Genomic DNA, 12,284 nt, shown 5'->3' on the forward strand with positions numbered 1-12,284 from the left:
TAACAGCCCTGCTGCTTCAAGTCCCAAGGGAATAGGATACTAGACTCATTATGTACCATGTTGTTGCCGCAACTACCAACCCTGCAAAGATTAAGGCTATCACCCTCGCCTTCGATGATGTTTATGGCCCCGGCCAGTATCGTATTGAAGGTGTCAATGTCGATAGCGGTGTTCCCCTGCAACCCATCGGCAGTCTTGAGACACACAGTGGCGCCAGACAGCGTGTGAGTAACGCACGTAAGATTCGCCCTGAGGCTGATTTTTGGGTTGGGGTTGAAGCCGGTATTGAAGATAATATGACCTTTGCCTGGATGGTAATTGAACACTTACAGTTACGGGGAGAATCCCGTTCTGCCAGCTTAATGCTGCCCGACATTATATTGCATGGGATTCGCCAAGGCCGTGAGCTGGGCGACGAAATGGCAGTTTTAACCGGCATATCGAATGTAAAACATCAGGGTGGTGCCATCGGTATCTTTACCGACGGTAAATTGACCCGCACCAGTGTTTATCACCAGGCACTGCTGTTAGCGCTGGTACCATTTCACAACGAAATATATCAACGCCCGGCACCGTGATACTAAACTCAGGAAGGCTTTACATCATTTGTCAGTAATTGGGTCTCAAGCCAGCTTTTGAGCTGTGGCGGGGCCGTTTTCAAGCTGTTAGAGCCACGGGTAATGGTCGCGATACCTGCACCTAACTGGGTTTTCAATTCACGCTGACTTAATTCCCCGCGCATTAACTCCTCAATGATACGTACCCGGGTGCCCAGAGCCGTACGCTCATCCGGTGTCAGCATCAATTGCAGCAAGGGCAAATGCAGGTCTTGCGCAATCGCGTTTTCCAACAGCGCAACAAAGCTCAGCCAGTGCTGATTATCTGCAGGGGATAACGCCGGATCTGGCGCGAAAGCAGTATTAACCGGGCTGTGGATATTAGGCATGTTTATTTCGTCAGCCGACAAATCATCGGTCAATCGTAGTTTTGTCATGATAGATACCCAAGGTACTATTTAACTAGTACGAGAGCATACCATAACGTGAGATATAGCCAAAGAACTTGGCGTTGTAGGGCTGCCAGTAAACAGCCTGCAACGCCAAGGTCGTAAGCGCCGCTAACACCGCCGCAGCGCCCAGAACAAAGGAATATCCTCAACGTCATTGGCGTCGCAGGTAGGCAGCAAGCAAACGCATCCCGATGAGCTTACACCAGTAAGTGATTCGGGTAAGTGCGCGTAGCTAACACCCCTGCGGCTTCAAGTACAAAGGGGGATCAGTAACGCCGCTGCCACTCGGCATCACTCAACACCTTCGCTGGGCGATTCATAAAGTGCCGATAAAAGGCATCGTATGCCAACACATTTTTCACATAGCCACGGGTTTCTGAGAAAGGAATACTCTCGATGAATGCCACTGCATCCACTTGCCCGCCACTGTTACCCAACCAGGTATTCACCCGCGATGGGCCGGCGTTATAGGCGGCACTGGATAAGATACGGTTGCGCCCGAACTGCTGGTAAACCTCTTCCAGATAGCTGGTACCGATCTCAATGTTTGTAAGCGGATCCAGTAATTGGCTGCTATTGACATAACCACTGATATTATTGAGTTTTACCGTATGTTCAGCGGTACGCGGCATCACCTGCATTAACCCCGTCGCCCCTACTGGTGACTGTGCTTTCGGGTTCCAGGCACTTTCCTGACGGGCAATAGCCATGGCATAACTTGGGGTTATCCCTTTGCCTTCTGTCGCCTGACGGAACTCCTTTGGCCATGCCAGCGGGAAGCGCTCTTCCAGATGGTCCCACAATTTGGCAACGATGGTAGCCTGTACGCTTAAGTCCGCCCACTTCTGGTTAAAAGCGTAGCGCGCCAGTGCTTCCTGCTCCGGCTTACTGCGGCTGGCGACCAGATAGCTCCACTCGTTACGGGCCAGATTGTCCATATTCCAGTACATCAATTCACGCACCCGGATAATTTCCGGCCGCTGTGCTAACGATGCATCCGGTTTGGTCGCTACCTCAACATTAATAGGGTAAGGAACGCCCAACTTTTGAGCTGCAACCATCGGGTAAAAGCCACGTTCCTGCATCAGGCTGCGCAGGATAGCTTCACCCTCGGTTTTTTTACCTTGTTCCAATAACAGCGATGCACGCCAGTAGCGCCATTCATCTTTATCTTGCGCATCGGCCGGTAAGCGTGCCAGCCAGGTCGCTAACCCCTGACGATCGCCACTGCCCAGAGACATGCGAATACGCCGCTCCAGCAACGACGTTGAATGGCTACGCAAGGTGACTTGATCTCGCCATTTAGCCTGATCGTAAGTCGCATCGGTCCCCATCAAACGCCAGGCCACCGCCTCTTCCAGCTCCAGCTTTTCGCTATCACTCATTTTTTGTAGCCGGGCCAAGGTCGGGATCATCGCTCGCGCGTTCTCCACGTCTTGACGAGCCAAACGGGTAAAAGCAATGATAGTGGCAGAACGGGTAAAATCTGTCGGTCCGACCGTACGGGCGAAGCTTTCAACACTGGCCGGGTCACTTTGCAGTTTCGCCAGTGCAGTACCCATGGTCTGATAATCCGCTGGCAGTTGTTTAAGTAAATAACTCACTAAACTGGCATTGCCCTCTTTCAAGGCTAACTTCATCCGCGCCAGTGTTGCCAGTGGGGTTTGATGCCCGGCTTGTTGCCAGACACTGAATAATTTAGTGCAACTGCCTGGGAGTGTCTGGCCGTTCAGCCAAATTTCACTCGCACCATCCCAGGCCACCTGCTGTTCGCCAGTGGCCCATTTGGCATAGTAATAGTTACAACGGGCTGCAACCGGCTTCGGTGCTGTCGGGCTGAATGCCAATAATCCCCGCCAATCTTCCCGGCGAGCCAGTTCATTAACAAAACGGGATGACAGTGAACGTGCTGGCGGCAAGGTTGGATTACGGCTAAGGAAATCGTTCACTTGCACCGCGCTCACCTGGCTCAGGTCTTGCGTTAACTGGCGGTACTCCAGATATGGGTACAGGGGATAATCACGCAACGTGGGCATCAGTTGTGTCACGGTGTCCATCTGATTGCTGTCCCAGGCCAGTTTAACTTGCTGATAGCGTTGCCGTTGGGCATCAATAGAGTCAGCGAATGCCACTCCTGAAGTCGTCACCAGACACACGCCAATCGCCAGATATCGCCACTTGTCCATACTTACTATTTCCTCACTGGTTGTTGGCTACTGCACTTTACTTATCGCCACATCATTATATCGCTTACCGCAACCTCTGATTAGCATATGCCCGATTAGTTCCGGCAGCAGAACATACTAACGAAGAGTTTCACCTGATAGCCAGTAATAACATAAAGCAATAGGAGCTGAAGATTAATCACTTTGTGTTATCACTTAATACCCGCGAAACATTCAACACCAGCAAGAAGATCAACAGCAGAATAGTTCAGCCTGTAACTACTTACTATTCACAAGGTTACCAACCATATGTTGCTAAATGTTTCTTGTTTATTATCTAAGATCAAGGCACTGCTTTGATAAAAATCGACTATCCTTGCTTAATATAACTATGTTGTTGTAAATATATCCTTCAAAATATTTTTTTGCTTTTTAATCAAAATCAAATCATTAAGGAATTGGCACTGTTCACGGAAGAAATGATAAAAACTTTCTCTGCCCCGTCCCACCATGAAACGAATAGATAGATTTTAGATTTATTAATTTTTAAGAAGGTTCTTTCAATGCAAAACTCATCAGACCATAAATCCGCCTCCCCGCCCCCAGAGGGTAAGGCCTGGTATCAACTTACTGCGGAAGAGTCTTTGCAGCATTTAAATAGCCGCGAAGAAGGGTTAACGCCACAAGAGGCGGAGGAACGCCTTAAACAGTACGGTCCCAATGCGTTACCGGCCAAAAAAAGCAAACATCCCCTGCTACAGTTTTTAGCCCACTTTAATGATGTTCTGATTTACATTTTATTAGCGGCGGCATTGGTCAAGGGACTGATGGGTCACTCGGTTGACACTATTATTATCCTTTGTGTTGCGGTTATTAACGCCTTAATTGGTTATGTTCAGGAAAATAAAGCCGAGAAATCTCTGAAAAGCATACAGAATATGCTTTCCAGTAAAGCGGTGGTCATTCGTAATGGTAGCGCCCAGATTATTGATGCACAGGACCTGGTCCCTGGTGATATCGTCACCTTGAAACCAGGAGATAAAATCCCCGCAGACCTGCGGTTGCTGGAAGCCCACAATCTTCAGATTGAAGAAGCTATCCTGACCGGTGAGTCAACGGTAGTCGAGAAGCAAATCGGCGTGATTGAGAACGAGTCGGTGATTGGCGATCGCAAAAACCTACTATTCTCAGGGACGACCATTAGTGCCGGTACCGCGAAAGGTTTGGTGATTGCCAGCGGCGGTGATACCGAACTGGGCCATATCAACCAAATGATGTCGACGGTTGAATCAACCCGTACCCCGCTACTGCAACAGATGGATCGTTTAGGCAAAGCCATTTTCATCCTGATCCTGGTCATGATGGCATTCCTGTTCGTCTTCGCCTTTATCCTGCGCGACCTACCGGTCGATGAGCTGTTACTGGCGTTGATAAGTCTGGCAGTGGCCTCGGTTCCCGAGGGCTTACCGGCGATTATTTCGATCATCCTCTCCCTTGGTGTACAAGCGATGGCGCGCAACCGCGCGATTATCCGCAAGCTGCCAACGGTAGAAACCTTAGGTGCTATGACTGTCGTCTGTTCCGATAAAACCGGCACACTGACGATGAACGAAATGACCGTTAAAGCAGTGATTCTGGCAGACCACTGCTATCGCGTAGAAGGTGAAAGCTACGAACCGGTTGGCAACATTTACCCGGAAGGGAGTGACCAGCAAGCCTCGCTCGATACCAACGGCACGTTAAAGACATTTATCACTGCGGTGAATTTGTGTAATGACAGCCAGATTCAGAAGAACGACCAAGGTCATTGGGCCATTACTGGCGGCCCGACAGAAGGCGCACTGAAAGTATTAGCCGCCAAATCCGGTATTGAGCTGGGTCAAGTGACTCAGCACGGTAAAATTCCTTTTGATTCTGCCTATAAATACATGGCTACCAGCCATCAGGTTCAAGCAGAAAATAGTATCTTCCTGACCGGCGCACCTGATGTGTTGTTTACGTTCTGCCAACAAGAACTGACTGACCAGGGTGTTGCACCGTTCCGCCGCGATTACTGGGAAGCCGAGATGGCGCGTTATGCCAAGCAAGGTCTACGCATGGTAGCAGCAGCCTTCCGCCCAACAGAACAACCTGTCAGTGAGTTGGACCACAGTGATATCCAGCAGGGCATGGTGTTTGTTGGTATCGCTGGCATGATGGACCCACCACGTCCTGAAGCCATCGACGCCATAGCGACCTGCCAGCAGGCTGGTATTCGCGTGAAAATGATCACCGGCGACCATCAGGAAACCGCGATGGCGATTGGTGCCATGCTGGGAATTGGCAATGGTAAAGACTCCATTACCGGTGGCCAACTGGAGCATATGGACGATAAAGAACTGGCACAAGCTGCCGTTCATTATGATATTTTCGCCCGTACCAGCCCGGAACATAAACTGCGTTTGGTTAAAGCTTTACAAGAGAAAGGCGAAATTGTCGGCATGACCGGTGATGGTGTGAATGATGCGCCAGCGCTGAAACAGGCCGATGTGGGTATCGCCATGGGTATCAAAGGCACCGAGGTGACAAAAGAAGCCGCCGATATGGTGCTGTCAGACGATAACTTCGCGACCATTGCCAGTGCGGTTGAAGAAGGCCGTCGTGTCTACGATAACCTGAAGAAAACCATTCTGTTTGTATTGCCCACCAACCTGGCGCAAGGGTTGCTCATTATCTTTGCCATCCTCGCGGGGGCTGTTATTCCATTAACGCCATTGCAAATCCTCTGGATAAACATGGCAACTTCTACCACGCTCTCTTTCGGTTTAGCATTTGAACCGGCAGAAAGAGGCATTATGCGCCGCAACCCACGTGACCCATCAAAACATGTGTTAGATGGCCATGCCATCTGGCGTATCGCGTTTGTTGGTACCTTGATTGCCTTAAGTGCTTTTGCCTTGGAAGCCTACATGGAGCCACGCGGTTACAGCACTGAATTTATCCGTACAGTATTGATGCAAACACTGGTTACCGCGCAGTGGATTTATATGTTTAACTGCCGAGTGATGGACCGCTTCCCACTGAACAAAGAAGTCTTTGTTAACAAAGGGCTGTGGTTAGTGTCAGGTGTATTGATCGTATTGCAGTTAGCCATCATCTACCTGCCATTCATGAATACTGCTTTCGGTACCGAACCATTGCCGGCCTATTACTGGGGCTTAACACTGTTGGTTTCTATCGCCATCTTCTTGGTAGTAGAGATCGAAAAGTGGGTTATCGGTCGCTTTAAGCGCGGATCGAATCCGGTCTGATATCAATACGTTGCGATACATAAAACCCGGCTAATTAGCCGGGTTTTTTTATCGCCCATAAATATGATTTAAGATAAATCGCATATTGCCGATAGCATGACTATTATTGCATCAATTAAATCTTATAATAGAATGGCGGCGATTTATTATGCGATCGCTGTAATGAACATGTGAACCATGCCGCCCTACAGGAAGCGCAAAAATGAACACCGCAACTTGCGCAATTAACGGCGTCAGCAATTATGAATGCTACTATCCGCTAAAACTAATGACGCTATGGCGTGTCTGGCGGGCCTGTGCTTCTATTTTATTACTTCTCTCTGGCTTACTTGCCCCCTTACCATCAATGGCTGCGGATAACATCAATGAAGCCCTTATCCATGAACGCAGTAATGCCGCCACCAAAATGGTGTTGGGTATTATCAGCTATGCACGCTGGCCCGTGGCCCCCGTCGTAACTCGCTTGTGTGTGGTGGCCCCGACAATTTATGCAGAAGAGCTGTTTAATCCCGCGTTTATGGAAACCACACATCCCATTAAAACTCAGCGCTATTCCCTCTCGGATAGCTCGATTGCAACCAATTGCGATGTCGTTTATCTGGGGCGTACCGAGCTACAACAGCGTCAGGAGTTGACAGCCCGACTGTCGGGATATCCGATTCTTACCATCAGTGAAGATTATGACGAATGTACATTTGGCAGTGCATTTTGTTTGTTACTGGAAGGTAAGCAGGCTTCTTTCAAAGTCAATATGGATGCATTGGCACGCGGTGGGGTAAAGGTTCATCCCAGTGTGTTGCAACTTGCGCGTAAAAAGACAGACGCATTATGAATTCAACACAGAATAAGTCAGTCAAACAGACAAAAAATCGGCCAAACATCGCGAAGCTCCCCACACTGGGACGGGTACTCGGTCGCATACATCTGACGGTGGCATTGGTCTCGGTCGCAACGGCAGGTATTTTTCTCACACTGGTGGCACTGTTTGCCTTGCGGGTGTATGCCGACCATAACCTACATTTAATTGCCCGTTCAATCAGTTACACCACTGAAGCTGCCGTAGTGTTTGGTGATAGCGTGGCCGCTAACGAGGCGCTGTCCTTGATTGCGGCAAATGAAGAAGTTGCCCAAGCTAAAATTCTCGATGTGAATGGCCGAGAAATAGCTAACTGGACGCTACCAAACGATAGTCCAATGTATGATATGGAACAAAAAGTCGCCCGTTGGGCTTTGCCTGAGCCGGTGGTACTCCCCATGATGCATGCCGGTAATGAAGTCGGCAGCATCGTGATTATTGGTCATGGTGGTAGTCTGCTACGTTTTCTGTTGCAAGGGTTGATGGGCTTATTCGTCTGCCTAATTCTCAGCACGTTAGTGGCACTATTCCTGTCGCGCCGGATGCTGTTTGGCATTATCGAGTCATTGAACAAAATCACCGAAGTTGCTCATAGTGTTAGCCGCCACCGCAGTTTTGGTCAGCGAGTGCCGTCAGCGAAAATTGCCGAACTTAACGAGTTAAGCAATGACTTCAATGGCTTGCTGGAAGAACTGGAGGTTTGGCAAGACCATTTAACGCAAGAAAATGACTTCCTCGCACACCGTGCTGCCCATGATAGCCTGACTGGATTGGCTAACCGTGCTTTCTTTGAGGGCCGGCTAAGCCGCACGTTGAGTGATTGCGCCGATGATGAACAACTGGCCGTGTTATTTATTGATGGTGATCACTTCAAAGAAATCAATGATAACTATGGTCATGCAGCGGGAGATCTGGTGCTGACCTCGATTGCCGATCGTATCCGCGCACTGTTACGTGAAACCGATTTGGTGGCACGTTTGGGCGGCGATGAATTCGCCGTATTACTGGCACCGATCCACGACACCGATGATGTTGTAACCATCGCTAATAATATTATCGACAGTATGAATCAACCTATTGATTTGGTAGATGGTAGTGAGATAACCGCCTCTATCAGCATCGGTATTGCGATTTACCCAGATCATGCGCTGACCCCCGAAGAGCTATTACAACGGGCCGACGAAGCCATGTATCAAGCAAAGAAACGTTTCCAGTTCGGTGGCAGCGTCATTGCCTACCAATCGGATATTACTCTTACTGAAAGCTTAGGATAGGTGACATGCAGGTATTGAAAAACAACAGTCTGATAAGCCATATCTGGATGAGTTTTTTCGCCATGAGTTTATTGATATTGGCGGGGTGTCAGGCAACCAAACCACCAGGATTAACACCCGAGCAGATTGCAGCCTTACAGGAACAAGGATTTAAATTAACTGAAAATGGCTGGGAATTTGGTCTGGCAAACAAAGTGTTATTCGATAGTGACGTGAAAAAATTGAATCCGTCTGGCGGGCAGACAGTACAAAACATTGGCCGTGCGCTATTGAGTGTGGGCATTACTCATCTGCGGGTTGATGGGCATACTGATTCCATCGGTAAAGATGAGTATAACCAACAGTTATCGCTGCAACGTGCCTCTGCAGTAGCGGATGCACTGGCAACCATAGGTATTCCACGAGCCAATATTGAGGTACGAGGTCGCGGTAAGTTAGAGCCGGTCGCCGATAACCGTACCCCTAAAGGACGAGCAGAAAACCGCCGAGTAGCCATGATAGTCACCGCACCCTAACCTTGTTGCGTTCCCGACTAGTGCGACAGGGAGATATAAAACGACTCTCACCGAATCACTTAAGTGATTCGGACTAGCAACAGCAGCGAACACGCCTGCGACTTGAAAGATGACGGGTATAGTAAAACGGGCTACACTCCGCACCAGATATCCTAATAAAAACTGATCTAGAGAGGCAGACGCAACGTGGCTCAATACGTCTATTCTATGCATCGTGTCGGCAAAGTCGTTCCGCCGAAACGTCATATTCTGAAAAACATCTCCTTGAGTTTCTTCCCTGGGGCCAAAATTGGTGTGCTGGGCCTTAACGGCTCGGGTAAATCTACTCTACTGCGTATCATGGCTGGCATTGACACTGATATTGAAGGCGAAGCCCGCCCGCAGCCTGGTATCAAAATTGGTTACCTACCGCAGGAACCTAAGCTAAATCTTGAGCAAACCGTGCGTGAGTCGGTTGAAGAGGCGGTGGGTGACGTTAAACGCGCGCTGACCCGTCTGGATGAGGTTTATGCACTGTACGCCGATCCTGATGCTGATTTTGATAAGCTGGCGAAGGAACAAGGCGAGCTGGAAGCGATTATCCAGTCTCATGATGGCCATAACCTGGATAACCAGTTAGAGCGTGCTGCCGATGCTCTGCGCCTGCCACCGTGGGAGGCCAAAATTGCCAATCTGTCCGGTGGTGAACGTCGTCGCGTGGCAATTTGCCGCCTGCTGCTGGAAAAACCCGATATGTTGTTGCTGGATGAACCCACTAACCACTTGGATGCCGAATCCGTGGCTTGGCTGGAGCGCTTCTTGCACGACTATGAGGGCACTGTTGTCGCCATTACCCATGACCGTTACTTCCTTGATAATGTGGCGGGTTGGATTCTGGAACTGGACCGTGGCGAAGGCATTCCGTGGGAAGGCAATTACTCTTCATGGCTGGAGCAGAAAGATGCTCGTCTGGCACTGGAAGCCTCTTCCGAAGCCGCACGTCGCAAGTCTATTGAGAAAGAGCTGGAGTGGGTTCGTCAGAATCCAAAAGGCCGTCAGGCGAAAGGTAAAGCACGTCTGGCCCGCTTTGAAGAACTTAACAGCGTTGAGTATCAAAAACGTAATGAAACCAGTGAATTGTTCATTCCGCCGGGTCCACGGTTGGGCGACAAAGTGCTGGAAGTTGAGCACCTGAGCAAGTCTTACGGTGACCGTCTGCTGATTGATGATCTGACCTTTGCGCTGCCGAAAGGGGCGATTGTGGGGATCATCGGGCCAAACGGGGCCGGTAAATCAACCCTGTTCCGCATGTTATCTGGGCAGGAACAACCTGATTCTGGCACGATTTCACTGGGCGATACCGTGCAATTGGCATCGGTTGATCAGTTCCGTGACAACATGGACGACAGCAAAACCGTATGGGAAGAAGTCTCCGGCGGTCAGGACATCATGAAGATTGGTAACTTTGAAATTCCAAGCCGTGCTTATGTAGGCCGCTTTAACTTTAAAGGGATTGATCAGGGCAAGCGTGTGGGTGAGCTGTCCGGTGGTGAGCGCGGCCGTATCCATTTGGCCAAACTGCTACAGGTTGGCGGTAACATGTTGCTGCTCGATGAACCGACTAACGATCTGGATATCGAAACGCTGCGCGCACTGGAAAACGCCTTACTGGAATTCCCGGGTTGCGCGATGGTTATTTCCCATGACCGTTGGTTCCTTGACCGAATTGCTACCCATATCATCGACTATCAGGATGAGGGCAAAGTGGCGTTCTTCGAAGGTAACTTTACTGAATACGAAGAGTGGAAGAAACGCACTCTGGGTGCCGAAGCACTGGAACCACACCGTATCAAGTATAAGAAGATGACCAAGTAATATGACATCGGCTCATCACGTGAGCCGATTAAAGCCGCTATTCGGCTCATCAAATGAGCCGAATACTCCGGCGATTCTCTCCCCCCAACAAGCCGCCAACCACCAGAATTCCATTCTGTGATCGTTATCATTCTTACCCACTGAATTTTGCCAGTATTCCTTGTCCTAAGGCAGTCAGCCGAAGGTGACAAGACTGCACACTATTTAGACTCCTTCGTCATCAGCGGTTTATGCGCCCTTCTGGTTCTGCGCCTACCCGCACCATCACAACGAAGGATAATAAGATGAACAATGCGATTATATTGGGGATAATTTGGCATCTGGTGGGCGCTGCCAGTGCGGCGTGTTTCTACGCGCCGTTTAAGCAAGTTAAAAAGTGGTCATGGGAGACCATGTGGTCGATTGGTGGCCTGGTGTCATGGCTTATTCTACCGTGGACGGTCAGCTATTTGTTATTGCCTGATTTTTGGCAATATTACGGCTCCTTCAGTATAGCAACCCTACTGCCAGTATTTCTGTTCGGTGCCATGTGGGGGATTGGTAATATCAACTACGGCCTGACCATGCGTTACCTCGGCATGTCGATGGGGATTGGGATTGCCATCGGTATCACCCTGATTATCGGCACATTAATGACCCCCATACTGCAAGGGCGCTTTGATGTACTACTCGGCACTGCTGGCGGCCGAATGACCCTGCTGGGTGTCGTCGTGGCACTGATCGGGGTAGCTATTGTCAGTTACGCTGGATTACTGAAAGAACGCGCCATGGGCATTCAGGCGGAAGAGTTCAACCTGAAGAAAGGGCTTATTCTGGCGGTGATGTGCGGTATTTTCTCAGCCGGTATGTCATTTGCCATGGATGCCGCGAAACCGATGCATGAAGCCGCCAGCGCATTAGGGATTAACCCTCTGTATGTAGCGTTACCAAGTTACGTCATCATCATGGGCGGTGGGGCCATCATCAACCTGAGTTACTGTTTTATTCGTTTAGCCAGCCTCAAGAATTTGTCGGTCAAAGCCGATTTTTCTATCGCCAAGCCGCTGTTGATCACTAATATTTTGTTCTCAACCTTGGGGGGATTGATGTGGTATCTGCAATTCTTCTTCTATGCTTGGGGTCACGCCAAAATCCCACCACAGTATGACTATATGAGCTGGATGCTGCACATGAGTTTCTATGTGTTGTGTGGTGGTATTGTGGGTCTGTTACTCAAAGAGTGGAAATGCTCAAGCAAGAAACCAGTGACGGTGCTGTGTATTGGTTGTCTGGTGATCATTCTGGCAGCAAATATAGTCGGTTTGGGTATGGCAGCATAATC

General features: G+C 49.5%; 9 protein-coding genes. 7 read left to right on the top strand and 2 right to left on the bottom strand.

Features of this window, described 5'->3' with window-relative positions:
* Nucleotides 1-50: 50 nt before the first annotated feature.
* Nucleotides 51-578 (top strand): inosine/xanthosine triphosphatase, encoded by a 528-nt coding sequence (gene yjjX, locus V1955_RS18865; RefSeq protein ID WP_083160649.1) that lies wholly within the window; start codon nt 51-53, stop codon nt 576-578.
* Between the two features lie 8 nt (nt 579-586).
* Here the strand turns inward: yjjX and trpR are convergent, their stop codons facing one another.
* Complete coding sequence (gene trpR, locus V1955_RS18870) at nt 587-994, bottom strand: trp operon repressor (RefSeq protein ID WP_193784730.1); 408 nt, start codon at nt 992-994, stop codon at nt 587-589.
* A gap of 281 nt (nt 995-1,275) precedes the next feature.
* Nucleotides 1,276-3,195, bottom strand: coding sequence for a murein transglycosylase (sltY, locus tag V1955_RS18875; protein ID WP_083160651.1), 1,920 nt, complete (start codon nt 3,193-3,195; stop codon nt 1,276-1,278).
* Between the two features lie 542 nt (nt 3,196-3,737).
* On the opposite strand from sltY, the gene V1955_RS18880 reads away from it, so the two are divergent.
* From V1955_RS18880 to rhaT, 6 genes are all read left to right on the top strand, one after another.
* Complete coding sequence (locus V1955_RS18880; protein ID WP_083160653.1) at nt 3,738-6,464, top strand: cation-transporting P-type ATPase; 2,727 nt, start codon at nt 3,738-3,740, stop codon at nt 6,462-6,464.
* Between the two features lie 202 nt (nt 6,465-6,666).
* Nucleotides 6,667-7,296 carry a YfiR family protein gene (locus tag V1955_RS18885; protein ID WP_083160655.1) on the top strand — a complete coding sequence of 210 codons (630 nt, stop codon included), beginning with the start codon at nt 6,667-6,669 and terminating at the stop codon, nt 7,294-7,296.
* The gene (locus tag V1955_RS18890) at nt 7,293-8,594 is read left to right on the top strand and encodes a diguanylate cyclase domain-containing protein (RefSeq protein ID WP_193784731.1); all 1,302 of its coding nucleotides are present in this window, start codon (nt 7,293-7,295) and stop codon (nt 8,592-8,594) included. The genes V1955_RS18885 and V1955_RS18890 overlap by 4 nt, the downstream gene beginning before the upstream one ends.
* A 5-nt stretch (nt 8,595-8,599) precedes the next feature.
* A complete protein-coding gene (locus tag V1955_RS18895; RefSeq protein ID WP_083160657.1) occupies nt 8,600-9,109 on the top strand; it encodes an OmpA family protein in 510 nt (169 codons plus the stop codon).
* Between the two features lie 186 nt (nt 9,110-9,295).
* Entirely contained in the window at nt 9,296-10,963 is a 1,668-nt protein-coding gene (ettA, locus tag V1955_RS18900) for an energy-dependent translational throttle protein EttA (RefSeq protein WP_083160659.1), read from the top strand.
* 284 nt (nt 10,964-11,247) lie between these two features.
* Nucleotides 11,248-12,282: an L-rhamnose/proton symporter RhaT gene (gene rhaT, locus V1955_RS18905; protein WP_442821273.1), complete on the top strand. Its 1,035-nt coding sequence runs from the start codon at nt 11,248-11,250 to the stop codon at nt 12,280-12,282.
* Nucleotides 12,283-12,284 lie beyond the last annotated feature (2 nt).

The organism is Yersinia sp. 2545 StPb PI (assembly GCF_052217125.1).
GTDB lineage: Bacteria > Pseudomonadota > Gammaproteobacteria > Enterobacterales > Enterobacteriaceae > Yersinia > Yersinia enterocolitica_E.

Bases quoted from the DNA above. Each gene is read 5' to 3' on its own strand.
- yjjX (WP_083160649.1), top strand. From the start codon at position 51: ATGTACCATGTTGTTGCCGCAACTACCAACCCTGCAAAGATTAAGGCT.
- V1955_RS18880 (WP_083160653.1), top strand. From the start codon at position 3,738: ATGCAAAACTCATCAGACCATAAATCCGCCTCCCCGCCCCCAGAGGGT.
- rhaT (WP_442821273.1), top strand. From the start codon at position 11,248: ATGAACAATGCGATTATATTGGGGATAATTTGGCATCTGGTGGGCGCT.
- V1955_RS18885 (WP_083160655.1), top strand. From the start codon at position 6,667: ATGAACACCGCAACTTGCGCAATTAACGGCGTCAGCAATTATGAATGC.
- sltY (WP_083160651.1), bottom strand. From the start codon at position 3,195: ATGGACAAGTGGCGATATCTGGCGATTGGCGTGTGTCTGGTGACGACT.
- trpR (WP_193784730.1), bottom strand. From the start codon at position 994: ATGACAAAACTACGATTGACCGATGATTTGTCGGCTGACGAAATAAAC.
- V1955_RS18890 (WP_193784731.1), top strand. From the start codon at position 7,293: ATGAATTCAACACAGAATAAGTCAGTCAAACAGACAAAAAATCGGCCA.
- V1955_RS18895 (WP_083160657.1), top strand. From the start codon at position 8,600: ATGCAGGTATTGAAAAACAACAGTCTGATAAGCCATATCTGGATGAGT.